General features: G+C 69.5%; 24 protein-coding genes. 7 read left to right on the top strand and 17 right to left on the bottom strand.

Going from position 1 to position 22,160, the window contains the following annotated elements:
• Positions 1-1,030: 1,030 nt before the first annotated feature.
• Positions 1,031-2,008, bottom strand: coding sequence for a calcium-binding protein (locus tag WH85_RS47010; RefSeq protein ID WP_052720478.1), 978 nt, complete (start codon positions 2,006-2,008; stop codon positions 1,031-1,033).
• Positions 2,009-2,365: 357 nt separating this feature from the next.
• On the opposite strand from WH85_RS47010, the gene WH85_RS15860 reads away from it, so the two are divergent.
• On the top strand, positions 2,366-2,674 hold the full coding sequence (locus WH85_RS15860) for a hypothetical protein (RefSeq protein WP_045742646.1): 309 nt from the start codon (positions 2,366-2,368) through the stop codon (positions 2,672-2,674).
• Between the two features lie 34 nt (positions 2,675-2,708).
• Here WH85_RS15860 and WH85_RS15855 read toward each other — a convergent pair whose 3' ends face one another.
• Both WH85_RS15855 and WH85_RS15850 read right to left on the bottom strand, forming a co-directional pair.
• Entirely contained in the window at positions 2,709-3,107 is a 399-nt protein-coding gene (locus WH85_RS15855; RefSeq protein WP_045742615.1) for a hypothetical protein, read from the bottom strand.
• A 55-nt stretch (positions 3,108-3,162) separates the two neighbouring features.
• Positions 3,163-3,513, bottom strand: a complete 351-nt coding sequence (locus WH85_RS15850) for a hotdog fold thioesterase (protein ID WP_045742645.1) — start codon at positions 3,511-3,513, stop codon at positions 3,163-3,165.
• A 200-nt stretch (positions 3,514-3,713) separates the two neighbouring features.
• Between WH85_RS15850 and WH85_RS15845 the strand changes: the two genes are divergently transcribed.
• Positions 3,714-3,965 carry a hypothetical protein gene (locus WH85_RS15845; protein ID WP_045742614.1) on the top strand — a complete coding sequence of 84 codons (252 nt, stop codon included), beginning with the start codon at positions 3,714-3,716 and terminating at the stop codon, positions 3,963-3,965.
• 78 nt (positions 3,966-4,043) lie between these two features.
• Here WH85_RS15845 and WH85_RS53715 read toward each other — a convergent pair whose 3' ends face one another.
• The 4 genes from WH85_RS53715 to WH85_RS15825 all read right to left on the bottom strand — a co-directional run bounded on the left by WH85_RS53715 (position 4,044) and on the right by WH85_RS15825 (position 7,276).
• The gene (locus tag WH85_RS53715) at positions 4,044-5,312 is read right to left on the bottom strand and encodes a PrsW family intramembrane metalloprotease (RefSeq protein WP_045742613.1); all 1,269 of its coding nucleotides are present in this window, start codon (positions 5,310-5,312) and stop codon (positions 4,044-4,046) included.
• Positions 5,309-5,890 (bottom strand): hypothetical protein, encoded by a 582-nt coding sequence (locus WH85_RS15835; protein WP_045742612.1) that lies wholly within the window; start codon positions 5,888-5,890, stop codon positions 5,309-5,311. Before WH85_RS15835 ends, WH85_RS53715 begins: the two co-directional genes overlap by 4 nt.
• Before the next feature lie 82 nt (positions 5,891-5,972).
• Positions 5,973-6,539 carry an RNA 2'-phosphotransferase gene (locus tag WH85_RS15830; protein WP_083449023.1) on the bottom strand — a complete coding sequence of 189 codons (567 nt, stop codon included), beginning with the start codon at positions 6,537-6,539 and terminating at the stop codon, positions 5,973-5,975.
• Positions 6,536-7,276 (bottom strand): class I SAM-dependent methyltransferase, encoded by a 741-nt coding sequence (locus WH85_RS15825; protein ID WP_211275371.1) that lies wholly within the window; start codon positions 7,274-7,276, stop codon positions 6,536-6,538. Before WH85_RS15825 ends, WH85_RS15830 begins: the two co-directional genes overlap by 4 nt.
• A 55-nt stretch (positions 7,277-7,331) precedes the next feature.
• Between WH85_RS15825 and WH85_RS15820 the strand changes: the two genes are divergently transcribed.
• Positions 7,332-7,706, top strand: coding sequence for a PPOX class F420-dependent oxidoreductase (locus WH85_RS15820; RefSeq protein WP_045742610.1), 375 nt, complete (start codon positions 7,332-7,334; stop codon positions 7,704-7,706).
• A 229-nt stretch (positions 7,707-7,935) separates the two neighbouring features.
• On the opposite strand, the gene WH85_RS15815 is transcribed toward WH85_RS15820, so the two are convergent.
• Both WH85_RS15815 and WH85_RS15810 read right to left on the bottom strand, forming a co-directional pair.
• The gene (locus WH85_RS15815) at positions 7,936-8,145 is read right to left on the bottom strand and encodes a BldC family transcriptional regulator (RefSeq protein WP_014687221.1); all 210 of its coding nucleotides are present in this window, start codon (positions 8,143-8,145) and stop codon (positions 7,936-7,938) included.
• A 281-nt stretch (positions 8,146-8,426) separates the two neighbouring features.
• Positions 8,427-9,266 (bottom strand): DUF8083 family protein, encoded by an 840-nt coding sequence (locus WH85_RS15810; protein ID WP_045742609.1) that lies wholly within the window; start codon positions 9,264-9,266, stop codon positions 8,427-8,429.
• 151 nt (positions 9,267-9,417) lie between these two features.
• Between WH85_RS15810 and WH85_RS15805 the strand changes: the two genes are divergently transcribed.
• Both WH85_RS15805 and WH85_RS15800 read left to right on the top strand, forming a co-directional pair.
• A complete protein-coding gene (locus WH85_RS15805; protein WP_045742608.1) occupies positions 9,418-10,482 on the top strand; it encodes a Glu/Leu/Phe/Val family dehydrogenase in 1,065 nt (354 codons plus the stop codon).
• 193 nt (positions 10,483-10,675) lie between these two features.
• On the top strand, positions 10,676-10,897 hold the full coding sequence (locus WH85_RS15800; RefSeq protein ID WP_045742607.1) for a DUF3073 domain-containing protein: 222 nt from the start codon (positions 10,676-10,678) through the stop codon (positions 10,895-10,897).
• A 148-nt stretch (positions 10,898-11,045) separates the two neighbouring features.
• Here the strand turns inward: WH85_RS15800 and amcA are convergent, their stop codons facing one another.
• The 5 genes from amcA to WH85_RS15775 all read right to left on the bottom strand — a co-directional run bounded on the left by amcA (position 11,046) and on the right by WH85_RS15775 (position 15,819).
• Positions 11,046-11,273, bottom strand: coding sequence for a multiple cyclophane-containing RiPP AmcA (amcA, locus tag WH85_RS15795; protein WP_045742606.1), 228 nt, complete (start codon positions 11,271-11,273; stop codon positions 11,046-11,048).
• On the bottom strand, positions 11,242-12,345 hold the full coding sequence (gene amcB / locus WH85_RS15790; RefSeq protein WP_211275370.1) for a cyclophane-forming radical SAM peptide maturase AmcB: 1,104 nt from the start codon (positions 12,343-12,345) through the stop codon (positions 11,242-11,244). The genes amcA and amcB overlap by 32 nt, the downstream gene beginning before the upstream one ends.
• Before the next feature lie 192 nt (positions 12,346-12,537).
• Complete coding sequence (purM, locus tag WH85_RS15785) at positions 12,538-13,689, bottom strand: phosphoribosylformylglycinamidine cyclo-ligase (RefSeq protein ID WP_045742604.1); 1,152 nt, start codon at positions 13,687-13,689, stop codon at positions 12,538-12,540.
• A 35-nt stretch (positions 13,690-13,724) separates the two neighbouring features.
• Positions 13,725-15,314, bottom strand: a complete 1,590-nt coding sequence (purF, locus tag WH85_RS15780; RefSeq protein ID WP_045742603.1) for an amidophosphoribosyltransferase — start codon at positions 15,312-15,314, stop codon at positions 13,725-13,727.
• A 142-nt stretch (positions 15,315-15,456) separates the two neighbouring features.
• Positions 15,457-15,819 carry a sterol carrier family protein gene (locus WH85_RS15775; protein WP_045742602.1) on the bottom strand — a complete coding sequence of 121 codons (363 nt, stop codon included), beginning with the start codon at positions 15,817-15,819 and terminating at the stop codon, positions 15,457-15,459.
• A 150-nt stretch (positions 15,820-15,969) separates the two neighbouring features.
• On the opposite strand from WH85_RS15775, the gene WH85_RS15770 reads away from it, so the two are divergent.
• The gene (locus WH85_RS15770; protein ID WP_169792447.1) at positions 15,970-17,745 is read left to right on the top strand and encodes a carboxypeptidase regulatory-like domain-containing protein; all 1,776 of its coding nucleotides are present in this window, start codon (positions 15,970-15,972) and stop codon (positions 17,743-17,745) included.
• A gap of 62 nt (positions 17,746-17,807) precedes the next feature.
• Here WH85_RS15770 and purL read toward each other — a convergent pair whose 3' ends face one another.
• The 3 genes from purL to purS are packed head-to-tail and all read right to left on the bottom strand — an operon-like array spanning position 17,808 to position 21,204.
• Complete coding sequence (gene purL / locus WH85_RS15765) at positions 17,808-20,180, bottom strand: phosphoribosylformylglycinamidine synthase subunit PurL (RefSeq protein ID WP_045742643.1); 2,373 nt, start codon at positions 20,178-20,180, stop codon at positions 17,808-17,810.
• Positions 20,181-20,239: 59 nt separating this feature from the next.
• Positions 20,240-20,950: a phosphoribosylformylglycinamidine synthase subunit PurQ gene (purQ, locus tag WH85_RS15760; RefSeq protein ID WP_045742600.1), complete on the bottom strand. Its 711-nt coding sequence runs from the start codon at positions 20,948-20,950 to the stop codon at positions 20,240-20,242.
• The gene (gene purS, locus WH85_RS15755; protein ID WP_045742642.1) at positions 20,947-21,204 is read right to left on the bottom strand and encodes a phosphoribosylformylglycinamidine synthase subunit PurS; all 258 of its coding nucleotides are present in this window, start codon (positions 21,202-21,204) and stop codon (positions 20,947-20,949) included. Before purS ends, purQ begins: the two co-directional genes overlap by 4 nt.
• Positions 21,205-21,472: 268 nt before the next feature.
• On the opposite strand from purS, the gene WH85_RS15750 reads away from it, so the two are divergent.
• Positions 21,473-22,150 carry a S1 family peptidase gene (locus tag WH85_RS15750; RefSeq protein WP_045742599.1) on the top strand — a complete coding sequence of 226 codons (678 nt, stop codon included), beginning with the start codon at positions 21,473-21,475 and terminating at the stop codon, positions 22,148-22,150.
• Positions 22,151-22,160: the final 10 nt, after the last annotated feature.

The raw sequence follows: 22,160 nt of genomic DNA, 5'->3' as shown, positions 1-22,160 counted from the left end.
CTCGTGGCCCCACCACGGTCACTCCCTTTCACTGTCGGGGCTATCTTTCGCACCGCGTCCGGTTCCCTCCAGCAGCGTCCTTCGCCCACGAAGTCTGCCCATGTGCCACTCGACTTCGTCCGGAGCCAACCGACCGGATGACGGCATCGCCATTGGCACCCGGCGCGTGCCGCCTTTGATCTTCAGCTGCGGATCGAGGGCCGTCGGCTCCGCCACGGGTGTGGTGAGTTGGGGTGTGGTGAGTTGGGGTGCGCAGCGCGGCCGTAATCACCACACCCGCCACAGGTGTGGTGAGTTGGGGTGCGCAGCGCGGCCGTAATCACCACGCCCCGCCACGGGTGTGATGACTTCGGGTGCCCAGCACGGCCGTAATCACCACACCGCCACGGGTGTGGTGATTTCGGGCGTCCAGCGCGCCCGAAATCACCACGCAGACCTTGACCGCGAAACGTGTCTAGCTGGCCCGGTCAGCAGGTGGCAGGTGTGGTGGTGGCGATCGGTTGCTGATCTTGCCGTTCGACCTTCGGCGTCACTCTGGTCCGGGTCATCTGGTCGTCGGGGGTGGCTGTAGCCGGTGCCGGGCGCTTGCCGTGGCCGGGGTCGGAGGCGTGTGTGCCGGCGGTGGGCCCCTGCGAAGTCGATCACCTGGCCCCGCGCTACTGCTGCTTCAACGTCGGTGAGGCAGCAGTAGCGCGGGGCCAGGTGATCGACTTCGGGAGAGTGGACGCGTTGTCGGCTGAGGTGTCGTGGGCATGTGTGGTGAGAAGTCCGGGGTCGGGCGCTGTCATCCGCGTGAGCGGGCGCCGGCCGGTGTCGGGCGGGCCGTGAAGCACTGCAGCGCCTGATTTGCGGTAGAAGAGTGTGTCGATGCCGCAGGGGGGTGCGGGTCTGACGGCGCTGTGTACATCCGTGGCGGGTGTGGCAACACCCGCCGTGGATGTGGAGCCCGTTTCGGAACAGCTTCCGAAACGAGCGACCCCGACAAGAACGGCCCGGCAGAGGATGCCGGGCCGTTCCGAGGAACGAGGGGTCAGCCGCGCAGGGTGGCCAGGTCCGCGGCGTCCACCGCGTTCTTGCGGAGGTCCTCGCAGTTGACCGCGGTGCCCGCGGCCCGCACCAGGCACACGTCCGCCTGCGAGCCGCCGTCGAGGCGGTCGCGGGCGGTGGTGCTGCCGGTGTGGTTGCCGCTGCTGTCGAGGTCGCCGCCGATCAGGACATCCTCGCCGGCGTCGCCGTAGATTAGGTCGTCGCCGGCCTGACCGATGGCCCAGTCGGCGCCCGCGCCCGCGTAGAGCTTGTCGTTGCCCGCGCCGCCCTGGAGCTCGTCGTCGCCGGCTTCGCCCTTGAGGTTGTCGTTGCCGGCCTCGCCGAGGAGGAAGTCGTTGCCTGCGCCGCCGTAGACGACGTCGTTGCCCGCTCCGGCGTGGACCTCGTCCTTGCCGGCCTCGCCGTAGACGGTGTCGGTGCCCGCGCCAGCGTCGATCTTGTCGTCGCCCGCGCCACCCTTGATCAGGTCGTTGCCGGATCCGCCGAAGAGGGTGTCGTTGCCGCCGTTGCCCCAGATCTTGTCGTTGCCGGTGCCGCCCTGCAGCTGTTCGCCGGCCGAGCCACCGATCAGGACGTCGTTGCCGGAGCCGCCGTCGGCGAACAGGTAGACCCCGGTCTTGTTGGTGATCTTGTCATTCTTGTCGCCGAGGGCAGCGGTGATCTTCGTGGTCTTCTTCTTGGTGGTGCACTTGACCTTGGTCTTGTCGCCCTTGACCGCCTTGCAGCCCTTGCCCGCCGTGAGCGCGACCGTGTCGTTCAGCGTGACGGTGCGGCCGCTGATCGTGATGACCAGGTTGTTGCTCTTGCCCATCAGGGCGTTGAACTGGACCGTCGACGAACCGACGACCTTCGCCAGCCCACTGGTGTAGGCCTGTGCCGGGCTGGCGATCACCGACGTGGCGGCGACCGCGGCGGCGGTGAGGCCGACGGTGGCGAGGGCTTTGCGGCGGAACGAGTGCATCAAGGTCTTCTTCTCCCCATGAGATCAACAGCCACCGCAGCCTAAGGGGGTACGGCGGTGTCGCCACCAGCCGAAAAGACCGAACCTGATCATGAGAAAGGCCCGTGCCGTCACGGGGGGAACGGCACGGGCCTTGCACAGAACGGTAGCCACCTCCGGCCGACTTTTCGAGGGTGGCGGCCGAATTCATGGCAACCGCACAGGAAACCGAGACCTGATCGGCAGCCGCGGATTCGTCCTTTGTGCGCACACCGGCAAGCCGCCCCCACTCATCCACACTCACGGGGCAGCCTCTTGATGGGCGACGCCCGGTCCATCACAGTGTGGTATCGGGTTCGGTCAAAGGAGGGCACGGTCGTGCAGACCTTCACGAACGAGGCGGAACAGGCGGCCTTCACCCTCGCGGAGGCGCTCTGCGAGAAGGCGATGTCGTGCATGCGCAGCGCCGAGGAGGCCTCCGAGGCCTTCCGCAACGGTCAGACCGCGATGCGGCGGCAGTTCCGCGCCCGCGGCCTGTCCGAGGTGGAGGCCGACATCCGCTGGTCCGGGTCGGCGCAGGCATCGCGGGCCATCGCCGACAACGGCTTCTTCATGTCGCAGGCGGCGATGTTCAACACCGCGGCGACCGCGCAATACGCGAAGGCGCTCTATCTCCGGACCAGATAGGACAGACGTCTCCGGGGTACGCATCGGAGCACGGTCACGCAGCGCGGGCGTCGCGGTGGCGCAACGTCGCGACGGTGGATCCGGCGAGGGCGATCAGGCAGTCCGGCAGTTGCCCGTCCTGGATCGCGGCGCCGAAGAGCGCCTCACCGGTCGGGAAGTCGCCGTTGACATACGCGCTGACGAACCGCGCCACCCAGCGCTTGTCATACCGCGCGTCGTCGATGCCCGGGAACTCCAGGGTCCAGGCGCCACCGATCGGCACCTGGCCGACCATCGTCGCCGCCAGGCACCAGGCCACGTCCCAGGCCCCGACCACACCCTCACGGCTGACCACCGCGTCGAAGGTGTCGGCCACGGCAGCGCTGTCGCCGGTGAGCGCGCTCTCCAGAACCTGCGCGGCGTCGTCGAATGCGTGCTGTGGTACTTCGGTCACGTCAGAAAAGGTACGCGGAACCGTCAAGCTCCGCTCGTGGATCTACCTGTGAGTATCAGGCCCCACGGAGCAGGCAGGTGATGCGCGCGGTGCACACCCGCTCGTCCGCCTCGTCGAGCAGGACCACCTCGTACGTCGCGACGGCACGTCCCCGGTGCACGGGGGTGGCGACGCCGGTGACCAGTCCGGACCGGGCGGCCCGGTGATGGGTGGCGTTGATGTCCACGCCGACCGCGAACGGACGGTCGACGGTCTGCCCGTGCAGCACCGCGCCGACCGAGCCCAGCGTCTCCGCCAGCACGCAGGAGGCCCCGCCGTGCAGCAGACCGTACGGCTGGGTGTTGCCCTCGACGGGCATGGTCCCGACGACCCGCTCGGCGGTCGCCTCGGTGATCACGATGCCCATCCGCTCGGCGAGCGCACCGCCACCGCTGCTGGTGAACAGGTGCTGCGTGCCGTCTTCCGCGATATCCACGACGGCGTACGTTACCCGCGTATCAACCAGCACCCAGCGACATGTGTCACAGCCGGACGTCTGCCTCTGGCGGTGATCGGGTACAGATGTGTCCATCGAGCCGGAAGATCCGGCAGGGAAAGGGGAGGGCCATGACGGAGCCGCAGGAGACCGTGGAGACCCGGGGCGACACCCGCGTGGATCTGGTGACCAGCGACGCGAACGGCGACGGCAAGGTCGACGTCTGGGTCTCGGACACCGACGGCGACGGTAAGCCGGACCTGTACCAGTTCGACACCGACGGTGACGGCAAGGTCGACGTCACGATGGTCGACCTCGACGAGGACGGAAACCCGGACCTGGTCGTGGACGGCGACGGCGGACTGCCGCCGGCGACCGTCTGAGCCCGGCGCCTGTTTCGTGAAGGGGCAGGAGCGCGGCGAGGTTCAGGTGCCGTCCTGCCATCCCTCGCGTGACAGGCGCTAGCCGCTCAGGGCGGACAACGCCACCCAGAGGACGGCGAGCGCCACCGCGGTGGTGCCGACCGTGGAGACGGTGTGCCGCCAGGAGCGGACGCCTTCGACGGCCTCCGGGTGGCCCAGCGATTCCAGCGCCGCGCGGTGCGTACGGACTTCGGCGCGGTGCCGGATCGCGGTGTCCTCGGTGGGTTCCGCCGGGGCCCGGCTCAACTCCACCGCCAGCCGGGCCTGGGCACGTTGCAGACGGCGGACCGCGGCCCGGCCGCGGCGGCCGACGCTTGCCGCGGCGTGCCGGCGGGCGGCCGCGCGCCGTGATCCGGAGCCGAGCACCCGCAGTTCGCCGTCGGTGATCAGGGCCGGGTCGCGCAGGGTGGCGAGTTTCGCGACGTAGTAGGCCGCCTCCTGGTCGTGGGCGCGGCGGACCAGCCAGAGGATGAGCAGCAGCGGCGGCAGGCCTTTGACGACCAGCACCGCGAGCAGGGCCAGCGCGCCGTTGCCCAGGCCGTCCCGCAGCAGCGGCGAGTTCCACAGCACGTGCGAGGCCCAGGCGCCGAAGAACGCGCATCCGGCCATCGCGACCCGGTGTCCCCGGCCGCGGTCCGGGGTGACCACGAGGTACCCGATGCCGGCGCCGGCCAGGGCGCCGAACAGGGTGTGGCTCCACACCCCGGCCAGGAAGCCGCGGACCAGGAACGTGGTGATCACCGGCTGGACCTGGTCACCTTCGCCGGCGAGCGCGACCGCGCCGATCGCGAACACCACGTCCTCGACGATCTGGAAGCCCAGCCCGACCAGCGCGCCGTAGACGACGCCGTCCAGGACGCTGTTCACCTGGGCGCGGGCGATCAGCACGATGGCCACCACGCCGAGTGTCTTGGCGATCTCCTCGACGGTCGGCCCGGCCAGGGCGGCACCCCAGTCGGCGGCCAGGTGCGGGGAGCCGAGTTTGGCGATCAGGTTCTCCAGGGCGGTGCTGCCCGGGATGGACACCGTGGTCGCGACCAGGCCTCCCCAGGCGAAGGCCACCACGCGCAGGCCGGCCGGTTCGCGTTCCAGGAAGTCGAGTTCCGAGACGAAGAGCCAGAAAGGGACGGCGAGCAGCGCGAACAGTGCGATCGCGGTGATCGTGGCGATCGGGAACGTCGCGAGGAACCGGGTGGTGATCTGGCCGATCCGGATCGCTCCGGCGGCGAGCAGCGCGAGAACGATCCAGAACGCCGGTTGCCGGGCGAGCGCGGCCGCCGTGGCGCCCGGCCGCACCGGGTCGCTCATCGACCGGCCTCGTAGTCCAGGGTCCGGGTGCTGGCGTCGATGGCCGGCAGGGTGCGGCCGAGGTCGAGGTCGGCACCGCTGACCGTGACCTCGATGGTGAGCCCGTGGGCGACGAAGACCGCGTACCGGCCGTCGCGTCCGCCGGCGCTGTAGACGCCCTGGACGCCGTCGAGACCGCCGGCCGTGGAGACCGCGAGCTGGGTGCCGGTGACCCGGTGGCCGGAGGTGCCGGTGATGCGCTGGCGCAGACGGACCGCGGCGGCGCTCAGGTCACCGTCGAAGGGCTGGACGGCGATCGCGTAGCGGACCCGGCCGACGCGGAAGAGCGCGGTGCCCCGGTCCTCACCGGGGCGGGTGCCGGTGACGTCGAGGGTGGCGCCGGGTGGTGGCACGACGGTGACCCCGGCGCCGACCGGATAGGGCAGGCCGGCCGGGACCGGTCGCTGCGCCGGGACGGCCTGGTCCAGCAACGGCAGGCCGAAGGTGAGGAAGGCGAGCACCAGCACGAGTCCGAGGGCGAGCGGCAGTCCGAGGGTGCCGGGAAGATCGGTGAGCTGACGCCGCGTGACCGTCCCCATCCGTCCAAGTTAACGGCGGTTTCGCGCCGCTGTCCGGGGAACCCGGCACTGGCCACTGTGGATGGACGATCAACCTGGCAGATTACGGATTTGTCCGTTTTATCGAAAGGTGCTGTACGGGGACGGCAGAGGTCAACCACACCCCGTTGTCGCTGCGGTGGAACACGTGACCCTCGCCCGTCATCACCGTCGCGGCGACCGCCAGGACCACCACGTCGGCGGACCGGCGGCGCCCGACGGTCAGCGCGGTCGGCACGTCCGCCGAGAGGTGCACGTGATGCCGGCTGCGCGGGCGCAGCCCCTCCCGCAGGATCGCGTCGAGGTTGGCCCGGGGCGTGCCGTGGAAGAGCTCGGCGGGCGGGACGGCGGGCGGCAGGTCCAGGTCGATGGCGACCCGCCGGGAGTGCCCCTGGCTGGCCCGGATCCGGTCGACACCGTCCGGGCCGGGCGCCACCGCGAACCGGGACTTGTCGTTGCCGGCCACCACGGCGTCGAGCGTCTCCCGGGAGATGCCGAGAGCGGACAGCAGTGCCGCAACCGGCACCCATCCATGGGGGTCGAGGGTGAGACCGGCCGTCTCGGGACGGTGCCGCAGCACCATCGAGATCCGTCTGCTGATGCGAACCTGGTCGCGGGTGAGTGTGGTCAATGGGTGAGCTCCATGACCGCAAGGTAGTACGGCCGATCCCGCTCGTCGATCGATTTCAGCCGCCACGCGGTGCCCGCCACCAGCGCTTCGAGCTCCGCGGCCGAGCAGTTCAGATAGTCGAACCACCCGGTGGCGACCTCGCGGTAGCGCAGCCGCAGACGCAACTGCCCGCCGAGACGCCCGCGTGCCCGGTTCCGCTCGTGGTACGCCACATGCACCGGGTCCCGCGTCCCGTACGGATCGGTGCCCTGCGCGACGATCCGGGCACCCGGGGCGGCCAGCCGGGCGAGGGCGTCCAGGAACACCGGGGCGCGTTCGGGGCTCTCCAGCAGGCCGAGGTTGTTGCCGAGCAGCAGGAACGTGTCGTACCGGACCGGGGCCCGGGCGAACTCGTCGACGGTGGCCAGCACGGTGTCGCGCAGTCCCCGTCTGCGGGCCACCTCGATCGCGCCCTGCGAGGTGTCCAGGCCGGTCACCGCGACACCCCGGCGTTGCAGTTCGAGCGCGGTGCGCCCGGCACCGGCGCCGATGTCCAGCACCCGGCCCCGGCAGTACTTCAGCGCCCGGTGGTCGTGCGGCTGCCAGGCGTCCGGTTCGTCCAGGTAGTGGTCGGCGGGTGCGCCGTTGATCAGCCCGTCGTCGCGTTCGATCACCTCGATCACCGGACGGGGCAGCCGGCCACCGGCGAGCGGTCGCGGCCCGACGCCGGTACGCACCGCGTACGCGTCTCTGATCATCTCGCCGAAGGCGTCGCCGATTGCCGGTTCATCCACGGTCACTACTCTTGAGGACATGGCCGGACTGGAGCAACTCGGGTCGGAGAAATACGTCCTGCTCACGACGTTCCGCAGGGACGGGCGCGCGGTCGCGACCCCGCTGTGGGTGGTGCCCGACTCCGGCGGCGGTCTCGGATTCTGGACGGTCGCCGAAAGCGGCAAACACAAGCGGATCCGGAACAACGGGCGGGTCACGGTGGGCCCGTGCGACGTGCGGGGCACGCCGACCGGCGACGCGGTCGAGGCGGTCGCGCGGATCGGCGACACCTCGGATCTGGGCCGGATCGGCACCGGCATCCGGAAGAAGTACGGCATGGTCGGCCGTCTGCTGATGCTCGGCAGCCGGATCCGCCGTGGTTCCGGCGGCACCGTCGCGGTGCTGGTGAACTGACCGGAGTCCGTCCCGGCCGACTGCCGGGAGACCTGCTGGTCAGATCACGGGGCCGTGGAATCCTGCCGACGGCCGGCGGGAGTCTCAGTTCGTACGGGAAAAGCAGCCGGCGCCGCACGAAGCCGGCGCCGGGCAGCGGTTTCCTTCAAGGTCGTCGGATCGTTGAGACGAAGAAGGGGCGATCGCCTTCCCCAGCGCTCGCCCCTTGCAACGGTCTTGGTCGACCGGGTCAGTCGCCCTGACGCTGCGTGGGAATCTGTCCCTGCAGCAGGGCACGAACCTCCGACTCCCGGTAACGACGGTGGCCACCCAACGTGCGAATAGCGCTGAGTTTGCCCGCCTTCGCCCACCGAGTCACGGTCTTCGGGTCGACACGGAACATCGACGCCACCTCGGCCGGCGTTAGTAGCGGCTCGGGATCGTGCGTACGCGATGCCATCGGTCACTCCTCCACAGGTGCCTATAAACATCGGCCGGGGTCCCGCCGGCCGGTGCGTCTCTCATGGTCCGGCTAGTCCCCGATGTCCGACATGGGCCGAACGGACGAACGTCCCCAGATAGACGGATGAAGCATGCCCGATTTTTCCGTGTTTTCTACGCCAGATAGTGTCTCGTTTAGTCTGATTATCACGCTTCGCGGACCCGCAATTACGAAGAGTGTTCGCCTCGGGAGCGCTCCCAGACACGAGGAAAACTGCCCGTCTGTCCTATTTCCGCAGGTCAGTTGCATCGCTCGAGAAGCTGGACGACCCGCCACCGGGCGACCAGCTTCTCGTAGGCCTCACTCGCTGACTCAGCGTCACCACGGGAAAGTGCGGAAAGTCCGGCTGCCACCAGTCCGGGGGAATCGTCCTCGGTGAGGCTGTCCTCCGGGAGGAGGTTGACCAGGCCGCCGTAGTCGAGCTCCACCACGGAGCGTGGGTGGAACTCCTCGAGCCAGCGGGTGCCCTCCTCGACCGCCTCGGTGATCGGCGCGTCGCCGAGCGACTTACGCAACACCGACACCGCTCGATGCGCCCGGCGGCGGGCCTTGGAGATCTCCGTGCGGTAACGCAGCGTGCGCCGGCGGCCGGACAGCGAGATCTCCCGCTCGTCGAGATCGACGAAGGCGAACCAGCGCAACGGCACACCCCAGGTGGCGATCTGCTCGTGCACCCGCGGCACACCCTGCTCCAGGACCTTGGCGCCGCTGCGCCAGTCCTCCACCACGGCCTTGGCCTGCCCGGCCAGCACCGGCGGCACGAAAGCGTCGGCGAGCACCGCGGGCACACCGTCGCGGGCGTTCAGCGCCGCCTCGGCGACCCGCAGGCGCAGACTCCACGGGCAGACCAGGAGGGTGTCCTCCCACTCCAGCAGGTAAGCCTCGTCGGGCAACTCGGGCAGACGGGTCCAGCCCGCGCCGAGCGCCTCGAGCACGGCGCTGCGCTGGCGGACCGGCCCCTCGATCGGCCCCAGGTCACGGCCCTGGCGCGCGTACTCGCGCCAGAAGACCTGCCGGTCCGGGTCGAAGGCGGTCAGCGGTTCGTAAACCCGTAGGTACGACGCGAACAGTGACGGCACGGCGCGATCCTTTCACGAATTCGCCCGGGTTGAACTTCCCGCGCTGACGTAATCGCCCTCCTATTCGCGCGACTACGCTCGCAGTGTCCGGCTGACCCCGCCGGACACCACGGCCCCACGAAGGCCGGGAAACGAGATCAGGAGATCAACAATGGACGTGTTCGACACCGACGGGCACGAACAGGTCGTCTTCTGCCAGGACCGGAGCACCGGCCTGAAGGCGATCATCGGAATCTATTCCACGGCTCTCGGGCCGGCTCTCGGCGGCACGCGCTTCTACCCCTACGAGAACGAGGACGCCGCCCTCGCGGACGTGCTGAAGCTGTCCCGCGGCATGGCCTACAAGAACGCGATGGCCGGACTGGACCTCGGCGGCGGCAAGGCCGTCATCTGGGGCGACCCCGCCACCCTCAAGTCAGAGGCGCTCCTGCGGGCGTACGGCCGGTTCGTCGAGTCGCTGCGCGGCCGTTACTACACCGCCTGCGACGTCGGCACCTACGTCCCGGACATGGACGTGATCGCACGCGAGACCAAGTATGTGACCGGCCGCAGCGTGCAGCACGGCGGTGCCGGCGACTCCTCGGTCCTCACCGCCTGGGGCGTCTTCCAGGGCATGCGGGCCGCCGCCGAGCACACCTGGGGCAGCCCCACCCTCCACGGCCGCACGGTCGGCGTCGCCGGCCTCGGCAAGGTCGGCAAGTATCTGGCCGGCCACCTGATCGGCGACGGTGCCACGGTGATCGCCACCGACGTCAGCGACGCCGCCCGGGAGTGGGCCCGCACCACCCACCCGGAGATCCAGCTCGTCGCGGACACCGACACGCTGATCACTTCCGACCTCGACGTGTACGCGCCCTGCGCCCTGGGCGGTGCCCTGAACGACGACACCGTCCCGGTGCTGCGCGCCAAGGTGGTCACCGGCGGGGCGAACAACCAGCTCGCCCACCCCGGCATCGGCAAGCTGCTGGAGGACCGCGGCATCCTCTACACCCCCGACTACGTGGTCAACGCCGGCGGCGTCATCCAGGTCGCGGACGAGATCGAGGGCTTCAACTTCGAGCGGGCCAAGCTGCGCGCCACCGGGGTCTTCGACACCACCCGGCGGATCCTCCAGCTCGCCTCGGACGAGGGCGTCCCACCGGCGGTGGCCGCCGACCGGCTCGCCGAACGGCGGATGTCCGAGGTCGGTCGTCTTCGCTCGATCCACCTGGCTTAGCGGCCTGGGCGGTCGCTTCGGGGGCCTGCCGCGCGACGCCGGAGAAGACGAACCGCGACGCGCGGCAGTGTCACACGCAACCCGAGGTGCCGAACGCGGCATCGTCCATGTACCGTAAGACCCACGAGAGATGCCTGACGTCATCGGGGCCCGCCTTCGGGCTGCCCCGAATTCTGTGCGAGGGGGTCGAGCCATGGGGCGCGGCCGTGCTAAGGCCAAGCAGACGAAGGTGGCCCGGGAGTTGAAGTATCACTCCCCGAACACCGACCTCACCGCCTTGCAGCGCGAACTGGCGGGTGCCAGCCAATCCGACCGTCATTTCGACGACGACAACGATGAGTTCGTCGACGATGACGAGGATGACGACGCTGAAGACGACCAGGATTCCTGGTCGCCGACAACAAGGCGGCATTGACCCGTTTCGCATAGGGCACGCGGACTCTGACCGCGTGCTTCCGTGTGTGTCGTGGTCACTCACTTCCTGCGGTCAACAACGATGAAGCCCACGCGGGTTGGTTTTCCGCGTGGGCCTCGACCGGACTCTGTCTGACGCTCCGCGGAGCTCAGCGAGGCCGGTTGTTCCAGTTGTAGAACGTCGGGATGTTCTCGAAGTGGTTCCAGGCGCAAACCGCCGAGCCGCTACCCTGCGACGCCTCCTCGGCGCGCTGTTCTCGGGCCGCTTCCGCCTCCGCGATGAGCGCGGTCAGACCTGCCCGGGTGTCATGCACCCGCGCCGTCACCGGATCCGGTCCCACACCGTCAGACAGCTGTGGCCTCGTGATCTCGGGCATGGTCCAACACTCCCTCCAGTAGGCGAATCTTGCTGTTGCGGCAGTGGTCCGTCTCGGTGACGTCGAACCTGCCGTGCTCGAAGTAGCGGTTGGCCGCGTGGGCGCCGCCGCAGAAACCGAAGTAGGGGCACGTCCGGCGGCACGACTCGACGCCGCGCAGGAACTCGCCGATCCACGGGGTCTCCGCCGCCCGGGACAGGATCTCGGGCAGTGGTGTGGACAGCACGTTGCCACTGGTGAAGTCGCCGTACCGGGGATCGTGAAAACCGGCCAGTTCGGGCGAGAGCAGCACCACCGACCCGTCGTACGCGACGGTGGGAATCGGGTCCAGCCGGCGCGGCAGCAGACCGTCGGCGGTGCCGTCCAGGACAGCGGCGGCGTACCGCAGCGACCACTCGATCTCGCGCAGGTGGATCCGTGGATCGCGGCGCCAGGCGGCGACCAGCTCGGACCAGAACGCCCGGACCGCCGCCGGGTCCCGCCGGTTCAGCCGGGTGTTGACCCCCTCCTGCTCCTCGACGTTGATGCCGAGCACCTCGCAGCCGAGGCCGAGGAAGTAGTCGTAGAGCTCGGTGGCGGCACCGGGTCGCGGGTCGGCCACCACGCACAGGGTGGAGAACGGGATGCCGTGCCGGCGTAGCCGCTCCACCCCCTTCATGATCAGCGGGTAGGCCGGTTTGTCGCCACGGTCCACCCGCTCGTGGTTGCGCTCCCTCGGACCGTCCACGCTGACGCTGACCCGGACGTCGTGCTCGGCGAAGAACGCACACCAGGCGTCGTCGATCAGCGTCGCGTTCGTCTGCACATGGTGCTCGACAGCGTCGCCGAACGGCGCGAACAGGTCGGCCAGGTGGGCGCGGCCGGCGGCCAGCGGCTCACCGCCGTGCCAGACCACCGAGAACCGGCCGGTCCGGGCGAACCCGGCGACACCGGCCGCGACCGCCTCCGCGACCGCCACCGGCATCTTCCGGTTGTCCCGCCGGAACGGCAGATAGCAGTAGTTGCACGCCAGATTGCAGAGCGTGGTCGGCTGCATGACGACATAGCCGGGTGTCGGCGAGATGCCCTGCATCCCGCTCCACGCTTGCGCCATATCCGCTGCACTCCCGTCCGGCACTGTGACTCAAGGATCAGGCCCGCGGTCCACCTCTGAATGCGAAAGATCCGCATGTGCCGGACATCGACACACACGGATCATTTCACGTTTGCTCGGCCACGAACCAGAATCAGTTTCCCGGACGGGCGCTCAGCGCGGACACGGTCATCAGCCCCGGGTGTAGGAGCCCATCATCTGCACCTCGCCGGAACCCTCGATGACCTCGCCGACCTGCCACGCCTCGACGCCGCGGCCGGTGAGGTAGGCCATCGCCCGGTCCGCGTCGTCCGCGGAGACGACGGCGAACATGCCGACACCCATGTTGAAGGTGGACTCCATCTCGGTGTCCTCGATCCGGCCCTTGGCCTGGATCAGGTCGAAGATGGGCTGCGGGCGCCAGGTGGACCGGTCGACGACCGCGTCCATGGTGCCGGGGAGCACCCGGTTGAGGTTGCCGGGGATGCCGCCGCCGGTGACGTGCGAGAACGCCCGCACGTCGGTCTCCTCGATCAGGCCCAGGCAGTCCTTGGCGTAGATCTTGGTGGGGGTCAGCAGTTCCTCGCCCAGGGTGCGCTGCGAACCGAAGTCGTCGACCACGGTGTCCAGACGCATCCGGCCGGCGCCCAGCAGGACGTGGCGGACCAGGGAGTAGCCGTTGGAGTGCAGACCGGACGACCGCATCGCGATGATGGCGTCGCCGAGCTCGACCCGCTCCTTGCCGAGGATCTCGCTCTCCTCGACCACACCGACACCGGTGGCGGACACGTCGTACTCGTCCGGGCGCAGCACGCCGGGGTGCTCAGCGGTCTCGCCACCCAGCAGGGCGCAACCCGCGTAACGGCAACCGTCCGCGATGCCGGCGCCGATCTCGGCGACCTTGTCCGGGACGACCTCGCCACAGGCGATGTAGTCGAGCAGGAACAGCGGCTCGGCGCCACAGGCCACCAGGTCGTCGACGACCATCGCGACCAGGTCGATGCCGATCGTGTCGTGGATGTCGAGCTGCTGGGCGATCACCAGCTTGGTGCCGACGCCGTCGGTCGACGAGGCCAGGACCGGGCTCTTGTATTTCGCGGTGTTCAGCTTGAACAGCCCGGAGAAGCCGCCCAGGTCGCCCATCACCTCGGGGCGGGTGGTCTTCTTCACCTTCGACTTGAGCAGCTCGACCGCCCGGTCACCGGCGTGGATGGAGACACCCGCGTCCGCGTACGTGGCCGCACGCTTCCGCGTCCCGCGGCCGGCGCCCGCCGTCCACAGCTGGCGGTCGGCGCCCTCGGCACCGTTCGATCCGGCACTGCTGCGCTCGGACACGTGGGTCACGGTTCTCCCCTTTAGCGGTTCTGTAGATCTTGAAGTCACGGGTGCTGAAGCGCGGTGGCGCCACCGGGGCTGGCGATCAGCGACGCCGGCAGCTGCTGCCGCTCGTCGTCGCCGTGCTCGCGGGCCTCGTACTCGGATTCCAGGCCGGCCACCGCGGGGGTCGCGGCACGACGGCCGACACCCTCCAGCAGGTGCTTGCCGATCAGGTCCGCGGTGGGCAGCTCGATCGGGTACTCCCCGTCGAAGCAGGCCATGCAGAGCCGGGTCTTCGGCTGTTCCGTCGCCTGGATCAGGTTGTCCAGCGAGACGTAGCCCAGACTGTCGGCGCCGATCGACCGCCGGATGCCGTCGATCTCCAGACCGTTGGCGATCAGCTCGGCCCGGGTCGCGAAGTCGATGCCGTAGAAGCACGGCCATTTCACCGGCGGCGAGGAGATGCGGACGTGGATCTCGAGCGCACCGGCCTCGCGGAGCATCCGGATCTGGGCCCGCTGGGTGTTGCCCCGCACGATCGAGTCGTCGATCACGACGATCCGCTTGCCGCGGACCACCTCACGCAGCGGGTTCAGTTTCAGCCGGATGCCGAGCTGCCGGATGGTCTGCGACGGCTGGATGAAGGTCCGGCCGACGTAGGCGTTCTTCATGAACCCGGCGCTGTAGGGGATGCCGGAGGCCTCCGCGTAGCCGATCGCGGCCGGGATGCCCGACTCGGGCACGCCGATCACCAGGTCGGCCTCGACCGGGTGCTCCTTGGCCAGCTTGCGGCCGACCTCGACACGGGCCGAGTAGATGTTGCGCCCGGCGATCGTGGTGTCCGGGCGGGCGAGGTAGACGTACTCGAAGAGGCAGCCCTTGGGCTCCGGCGAGGCGAACCTCGTCGAGCGCAGGCCGTGCTCGTCGATCGCGATGATCTCGCCGGGCTCGACCTCGCGGACGAAGCTGGCGCCGACGATGTCCAGGGCTGCGGTCTCGCTGGCGACCGCCCAGCCGCGCTCCATCCGGCCGAGCACCAGCGGTCGCACACCCTGGGCGTCACGGGCGGCATACAGCGTGTTCTCATCCATGAAGACGAAGCTGAACGCGCCGCGGAGCCGCGGGAACACCTCCATCGCCGCCGCCTCGACCGAGAGGTCCTGACGGCCGGCCAGCAGGGCGGTCACCAGAGCGGTGTCCGAGGTCGCGCCACCGGCCGGGTCGAGGCCGCGGTCGGCGACCTCCTTCAGCAGCTCGGCGGTGTTGACCAGGTTGCCGTTGTGGGCCAGCGCGATGGTCGTGCCGGACGGGGTGGCCTGGATCGTGGGCTGCGCGTTCTCCCAGTTCGACCCGCCGGTCGTCGAGTAGCGCGCGTGGCCGATCGCGAGGTGGCCCCGCAGGCTGGCCAGCGTCGGCTCGTCGAAGACCTGGGAGACCAGGCCGATGTCCTTGTAGACGACGACACCGGAACCATCGCTCACCGCGATCCCGGCAGCCTCCTGTCCGCGGTGCTGCAACGCGTAGAGGCCGAAATAAGTGAGTTTGGCAACTTCCTCCTCGGGAGCCCAGACACCGAAGACGCCACAGGCGTCCTGGGGGCCACGCTCCTGGGGATCGAGATCGTCGGTCAACCGGCCGTCGCCTCGGGGCACTTGCTTGCTCCCTCATGTCGGATCTGCACGAACCCCTGTCCGCCACAGGGGCCCGGATCTGCGCGAACTCCGGATCTGCTCGAACTCGCCGGTCCGCTCCGATCGCCCAGTGTACGCGAGGTGGCGACCATGCAAGCCGGGCTCATCCCCCGGTCAGCGGCAGGTGCTCGGAGAGGTCGGTACGAATGCCGCTCGCCCGGATACGCCCTTCGGCGACGGCCGACGCCCAGCTCAGGCGGCCGGTGGCCACGAGCAGCCATGTCATGGGATCTGTTTCGACCACATTGGGCGGTGTGCCACGTGTGTGCCGAGGGCCGGGGACGCACTGAATCGCACCGAAAGGAGGAATCCGGACCTCCACCGAACGGCCAGGCGCGCGGTGGGACAACTCGGTCAGCAGTGCTCGTACCGCGTCACGCAGCACGGGACGTTCAGGCTCGACACCCCGGTCCAGCGCGTCCAACGCGTCGTTGACCGACTCGGAATTATTGTGCGCAGGGGACATGTCGGGACAATACGACCCGGGCTGCCGACAACGGCACACCGCCCTGGGTCGCGTAAAAGACGTGCGACAAGGCATAGTGGCCGACGGTGTACAAGTCGCGGGATGTCGTCGGACACCGAAACCGATGACCGCGACCGGAAGGCGGTGGACGTGACGACGCACCTGAGAGCCCGGACGACCCAGGCCGGTGCGTTCCTGGCCCTGGTCACCGGCCTGGTGGCCGGTGTACAGACGGCTGCCCTGGCGGCGCCCCCCAACGTTTCGATTGGGTCGGTGTCGGCAACCGAGGTTGCTACTGGAGGTACTGTAACCATTCAGTACACCATCAGTAACCCGGGGGGCGGGGACGGTGGTGAAGGGGGCGAAGGCTCCGCAGCGGCAGCGGCGGTAGGCATCGAGGTCAGTGGCCCGAACTGCTCCGGTGACTGCAGCTCGGTCAAGACGTTCACCGGTGACCAGTCGTTCACCGCGAACTTCACCGCGCCGAACGTGAGCGCCGGCGAGACGAAGACCTTCACGGTCAAGATCACCGCCAAGACGACCGAGGGCACCAACTCGACGAGCCAGACCATCACCGTCAAGGGCGAGGACAAGCCCGAGACCGTGCGCCAGGTCTCCGGTCGCGTCAAGGACGGCGACGGCAAGCAGATCTCCGGCGTCTCCATCGCGATGAGCGACTCGGGTGGCCACTCGTACGACACGGTCACCAACAGCGAGGGACGGTACTCCTTCACCTCGTCCGACTCCCGGCCGATCACTCCCGGCACGGTACAGATCGGCGCGCTGAAGGACGGCTACGAGTCGACCTCGGCCAGCGCCAACGCCGGAGCCGGCAAGACGGTCAACGTCGCGATCACGCTGAAGAAGCTGGCCGCCGCGACGACCTCGCCGACGCCCTCGCCGAGCGCCTCGGTGAGCGCCGAACCGACCGAGGACGAGGAAGCGCTCGAGGACGAGCCGACCGAGGGTGAGACCTCGGCCGCGGGCGACATCGACGCGGAGAACAAGTCCGGTGAGGACGAAGGCGGCAGCAACTGGCTGCTGATCATCATGGGCGTGCTGCTCGTGGCCGCCGGCATCGGCGCGATGGTCCTGGTCTGGATGCGCCGCAAGAACGCCGAGGCCGAGGGCGACGACGACAAGCTCGCCGGTGCGGGCGCCGGCGGCGCCGGCTTCGACGCGACCCGGGTGGCCTCGCCGGCCGGTGTCGGTGGTCGCGGCAACGACGCCACGATGATCGCCCCGGCGGCCGGCATGGGCGGCGGCAGCCTCGGCGACGCGCCGACGATGATCCACCGCCCGGCCGCTCCGGTCGAGGACGAGTTCCCCGACCCGTACGGCGTTCCGATGCCGCCGCAGGGCAGCTTCGCCGGCAACACCAGCACGTACGGCGCTCAGCAGGGCGGTTACGGCCAGCAGGACGCGTACGGCGGCTACAACGACGGCGGCCAGCAGCAGGGCCAGGCGCCGGGTCAGCGTTACGACGAGCGCACCGGCATGTACCAGCCCGAACAGGGGCAGGGCGGCCAGCAGGGCCAGCGCTACGACGAGCACACCAGCATGTACCAGCCCGGTCAGGACGACGGGTACGGCCAGCAGCAGGGTGGCTACGACCAGCAGGGCGGCTGGGGCGCTCAGGACGACGGCTACGGCAACCAGCAGCAGGGCGGTTGGGGCGGTCAGCAGCAGGGTGGCTACGACCAGCAGGACGGTTGGGGCAACCAGCAGCAGGGCGGCTACGACCAGCAGGGCGGCTGGGGCGCTCAGGACGACGGCTACGGCAACCAGCAGCCGCAGCAGGGCGGCTGGGGCGGTGGCCAGAACGACGGCTACGGCAACCAGCAACCGCAGCGCGGTGGCGGCACCTACGGAGCCGCGCCCCACAATGGACCGCCCGGACAGCGGCGCAACGAGTGGGACGACTGATCTGACGGACACATGAAGAAGGCCCCGAGCGAGATCCGCTCGGGGCCTTCTTCATGTGCCTGTCACTCGGGCTTGGTCAGCTCCAGCGTCACCGAACGAACCGGCTCCTCCGCCTGGGCGGACTCGAACGCGGACTCGAACAGCGCCGGCAGGGTCGCCGTCCACGCCGTCCGCACCTCGTCCAGCGGGATGCTGAACTGGCCCTGCACGTCCAGCGCCTTCTGCTCGGTGGTGACACCGAGCGGGGTGCACGGCACGCCGTGCTCCGCGGCCAGGGCGGTGAACGCCTTGTCCCGCCCGCGCGGCACGACGACCAGCGCACGGCCGGCCGACTCACTGAACAGGTAGACGAACGGCGAGGTGCCGTCGTCCGGCAGGGTCACCGTGGCGCCGACGTCGTGGCGCAGGGCGCTCTCCACCAGGACCTGCGCGAGGCCACCGTCGGAGAGGTCGTGCGCGGCGGCCACCAGGCCGGACTTCGACGCCTTGATCATCACGGCGCCGAGCTTCTGCTCCGCGTCGAGGTCGACCTTCGGCGGGCGTCCACCGAGGTGGTTGTGCGTCACCCAGGCCCACTCCGAACCGGACAGTTCGTTGCGGGTCTCGCCGAGCAGGAAGAGCAGGTCGCCCTCGGCCTTCTCGGGCTTGGGGAAGCCCATCGGGATCCGCCGGGCGACGTCGTCGAAGACGCCCAGCACGGCGACCACCGGGGTCGGGTGGATCGCGGCGGCGCCGGTCTGGTTGTAGAAGCTGACGTTGCCGCCGGTCACCGGGGTGCCCAGCTGCTGGCAGCCGTCGGCCAGGCCACGGGTGGCCTCGGCGAACTGCCACATCACGGTCGGGTCCTCGGGGGAACCGAAGTTCAGGCAGTCCGAGATCGCGATCGGCTCGGCGCCGGTGACGGCGACGTTGCGGTACGACTCGGCGAGCGCGAGCTTGGCACCCTCGTACGGGTCGAGGCGGGCGAACCGGCCGTTGCCGTCGACGGAGAGCGCGACACCCAGGCCGGTCTCCTCGTCGATGCGGAGCACACCGGAGTCCTCCGGCTGCGCCAGCACGGTGTTGCCCAGGACGTACCGGTCGTACTGCTCGGTGACCCAGCTCTTGTCGCACAGGTTCGGCGAGGCGGCCATCCGCAGGAGGGTGGCGCGCAGCTCGTCACCGGTCGACGGGCGCTGCAGCGTCTCGGCCCGGTCGGCCTGGAGCAGCAGCACGTCGTTCGGCTCGCGGAACGGCCGGTGGTAGACCGGGCCGTCGTCGACGAGCGAGCCCGGCGGCACGTCCACGACCACGTGGTCGTTCCAGGTGATCACCAGGCGGCCCGGGGTGCCGTCCTCGGCGGCCGCGGTGACCTCGCCGATCGCGGTGGCCCAGACGCCCCACTTCTCGGCGACCGCGAGCACCTGCTCGAGGTTCTCCGGGGTGACGATCAGGAGCATGCGCTCCTGGGACTCGCTGGCGAGGATCTCGGTCGGCGTCATCGACGCCTCACGCAGGACCACCCGCTCCAGCCAGACCCGCATGCCGGTGCCGGCCGACGCGGCGGTCTCGGTGAGGGCACAGGTCAGGCCCGCGCCGCCGAGGTCCTGGATGCCGCTGACCAGGCCGGCGTCGTAGAGCTCGAGGCAGCTCTCGATCAGCAGCTTCTCCATGAACGGGTCGCCGACCTGCACCGACGGGCGGCGCTGCTCGGCCTCCTCGTCGAAGGTCGCGGACGCGAGCACGGAGACACCGCCGATGCCGTCACGCCCGGTGCGGGCGCCGAGCAGCACGACGATGTTGCCGGCGCCGGTGGCCTCTTTCTTCTGCAGGCGCTCGACCGGCAGGACACCGATGCTGAGGGCGTTCACCAGCGGGTTGCCCTGGTAGCACGGGTCGAAGACGATCTCGCCGCCGATGTTCGGCAGGCCGAGACAGTTGCCGTAGCCGCCGATGCCGCCGACGACGCCGGGCAGCACCCGGGCGGTGTCGGGGTGGTCCGCGGCGCCGAAACGCAGCGGGTCCATGACCGCGATCGGCCGGGCGCCCATCGCCAGGATGTCCCGGACGATGCCGCCGACACCCGTCGCCGCACCCTGGTAGGGCTCGACGTAGCTGGGGTGGTTGTGCGACTCGACCTTGAAGGTGACCGCGAGTTCGTCGGAGATCTGGACGACACCGGCGTTCTCCCCGATGCCGGCCAGCATCCGGGTGTTCTTCGGCGCCTTCTCACTGAACTGCTTGAGGTGCACCTTGCTCGACTTGTACGAGCAGTGCTCGCTCCACATGATCGAGTACATCGCGAGCTCGGACGCGGTGGGACGGCGGCCGAGGATCTCGCGGATCTTCGCGTACTCGTCGTCCTTGAGACCCAGGTCCTTGTGCGGCTGCAGGTCGTCCGGGGTCTTCTCGGCCCGCTGGACGGTATCCGGACCGTCCTCGAACTCGTTGACCAGGACGTCAGTCGCAGCGAAGCCGCTGGGTGCGGCTTTCTGAGGATCTGTGGGCTGCGTGGTCACTGCTGTCCCCCTGCGCGCTGACCGTCCGCGGAGGCACCCGCCAGAGCCTGCAGGACGGAAGTGAAGAAGCCGAGGCCGTCGAGCGACGGGCCGGTCAGGGCCTCCACCGCGTGCTCCGGGTGGGGCATGATGCCGACCACGTTGCCGGCCTCGTTGGTGATCCCGGCGATGTCGCGCTGCGAACCGTTCGGGTTGCCGCGGATGTAACGGGCGACGATCCGCCCCTCGGCCTCGAGCGCGTCGAGCGTCTTCTCGTCGGCGACGAAACAGCCCTCGCCGTTCTTGACCGGGATGAGGATCTCCTGCCCCGCGGTGAAGCGGTTCGTCCAGGCGGTGCCGGCCGCCTCGACCCGCAGCCACTGATCGCGGTTGCGGAAGTGCAGGTGCTGGTTGCGAGTCAGCGCGCCGGGCAGCAGGTGCGCCTCGCAGAGGATCTGGAAACCGTTGCAGATGCCCAGAACGGGCAGGCCGCCACGGGCAGCGTCGATGATCGTCTCCATGACGGGAGCGAATCGCGCGATGGCTCCGCAGCGCAGAGCATCACCGTAGGAGAAGCCGCCGGGCAGGACGACGCCGTCGACTCCGTGCAGGTCCGGGTCGCCGTGCCAGAGACGGACGACCTCAGCGCCGGCGATCCGGGCGGCGCGGGCGGCGTCCCCGTCGTCCAGCGAGCCGGGGAAGGTGACCACACCGATCCGCATGGTCAGGCGACCTCCGCCGCGGCGGCCTCGACGATCCGGACCTCGAAGTCCTCGATCACCGGGTTGGCGAGCAGCTTGTCGGCGATCTCGCGGGCCCGATCCAGGTCGGGTTCACCAGCGAAATCGATCTCGATCCGACGACCGATGCGAACAGAGGAGACATCGGTGACGCCGAGCCGGGGCAGCGCTTTCGCCACCGCCTGGCCCTGCGGGTCCAGGATCTCCGGCTTGAGCATGACGTCGACCACGACGCGAGCCACGGGCACTCCTGACTGATAGGTGTAAGCACGCGAAGCCTACCTGGTGAGGCGTGCACCCAAGCCACGGGCCGGTGTCGGCAGGCCGACGCAACGGTCATTGAGCAGGCAATCTCCCGGTGATCTAGCACACCCTCGCGGCCATCACACGGTGATAGGTATCAATTGACGTTGGTGAAAGTCCACCGGGACGCTCTAGATTCGATCCATCGAATTCGATGCTCGACCGCGCGCGCAGTCCGTAAGCCCGATCCCCGGAAGGAACCTCGACGTGCGCATTCGACTGCTGGCCGCCCTGACCGGCCTGGCCGCCGGGCTGCTCGCCCCGGCCGCGGCACAGGCCGACGACACCGCCACACCGTTCATCATCGGAGGCAGCACGGTGTCCTCCGCGCCATGGGCGGCCGCCGTGTTCAGCAACGGCAGCTTCACCTGCTCCGGCACGATCATCTCGGCGAACTACGTGCTCACCGCCCGGCACTGCATCAGCGGCACCATGTCGGTCCGCGTCGGCAGCGTCAACCGCACCTCCGGCGGCACCACCAGTGCGGTCTCCGCCACCTCCACCCGGTACGACCTGGCGCTGATGCGGCTCAGCACGCCGATCAGCACCACGTACATGGCGCTGTCCAGCGCGTACCCGCCGGTCGGGTCGACCAACTCGATCTACGGCTGGGGCATGACCTGCTACTCCGGCTGCGACGCGTCGACCACGCTGAAGACCGCGTCGGTGCAGGTCACCTCGACCAACCAGACCGACGCGTACGGCGGCCGGGCGATCGGCAGCACCCGGATCAACGGCAACGCTTGGCGCGGCGATTCGGGTGGGCCGCAGGTCTACAACAACGCGCAGGTGGGGGTGGCGTCCACTGCCGACGGTTCGAGCCGCCAGTACTACGGCAGCGTCGCGTACAACCGGTCGTGGATCACCTCGGTGGCCGGCGTCTGATCCGTTCTCC

The organism is Actinoplanes rectilineatus (assembly GCF_000962825.1).
Lineage (GTDB): Bacteria > Actinomycetota > Actinomycetes > Mycobacteriales > Micromonosporaceae > Actinoplanes > Actinoplanes rectilineatus.
The sequence above is the reverse complement of the archived record's forward strand: the minus strand, read 5'-3'. Positions and strand labels throughout refer to the sequence as shown.

Excerpts from the sequence above, each read along its gene's own strand:
- WH85_RS15815 (WP_014687221.1), bottom strand. The coding sequence starts at position 8,145 with ATGGCATCGCGTACGCACGATCCCGAGCCGCTACTAACGCCGGCCGAG.
- WH85_RS15845 (WP_045742614.1), top strand. The coding sequence starts at position 3,714 with ATGACGGAGCCGCAGGAGACCGTGGAGACCCGGGGCGACACCCGCGTG.
- WH85_RS15835 (WP_045742612.1), bottom strand. The coding sequence starts at position 5,890 with ATGGGGACGGTCACGCGGCGTCAGCTCACCGATCTTCCCGGCACCCTC.
- WH85_RS53715 (WP_045742613.1), bottom strand. The coding sequence starts at position 5,312 with ATGAGCGACCCGGTGCGGCCGGGCGCCACGGCGGCCGCGCTCGCCCGG.
- WH85_RS15800 (WP_045742607.1), top strand. The coding sequence starts at position 10,676 with ATGGGGCGCGGCCGTGCTAAGGCCAAGCAGACGAAGGTGGCCCGGGAG.
- WH85_RS15805 (WP_045742608.1), top strand. The coding sequence starts at position 9,418 with ATGGACGTGTTCGACACCGACGGGCACGAACAGGTCGTCTTCTGCCAG.
- amcB (WP_211275370.1), bottom strand. The coding sequence starts at position 12,345 with ATGCAGGGCATCTCGCCGACACCCGGCTATGTCGTCATGCAGCCGACC.
- WH85_RS15775 (WP_045742602.1), bottom strand. The coding sequence starts at position 15,819 with ATGTCCCCTGCGCACAATAATTCCGAGTCGGTCAACGACGCGTTGGAC.
- WH85_RS15825 (WP_211275371.1), bottom strand. The coding sequence starts at position 7,276 with ATGATCAGAGACGCGTACGCGGTGCGTACCGGCGTCGGGCCGCGACCG.
- WH85_RS47010 (WP_052720478.1), bottom strand. The coding sequence starts at position 2,008 with ATGCACTCGTTCCGCCGCAAAGCCCTCGCCACCGTCGGCCTCACCGCC.
- amcA (WP_045742606.1), bottom strand. The coding sequence starts at position 11,273 with ATGCCCGAGATCACGAGGCCACAGCTGTCTGACGGTGTGGGACCGGAT.
- WH85_RS15850 (WP_045742645.1), bottom strand. The coding sequence starts at position 3,513 with ATGGGCATCGTGATCACCGAGGCGACCGCCGAGCGGGTCGTCGGGACC.
- WH85_RS15820 (WP_045742610.1), top strand. The coding sequence starts at position 7,332 with ATGGCCGGACTGGAGCAACTCGGGTCGGAGAAATACGTCCTGCTCACG.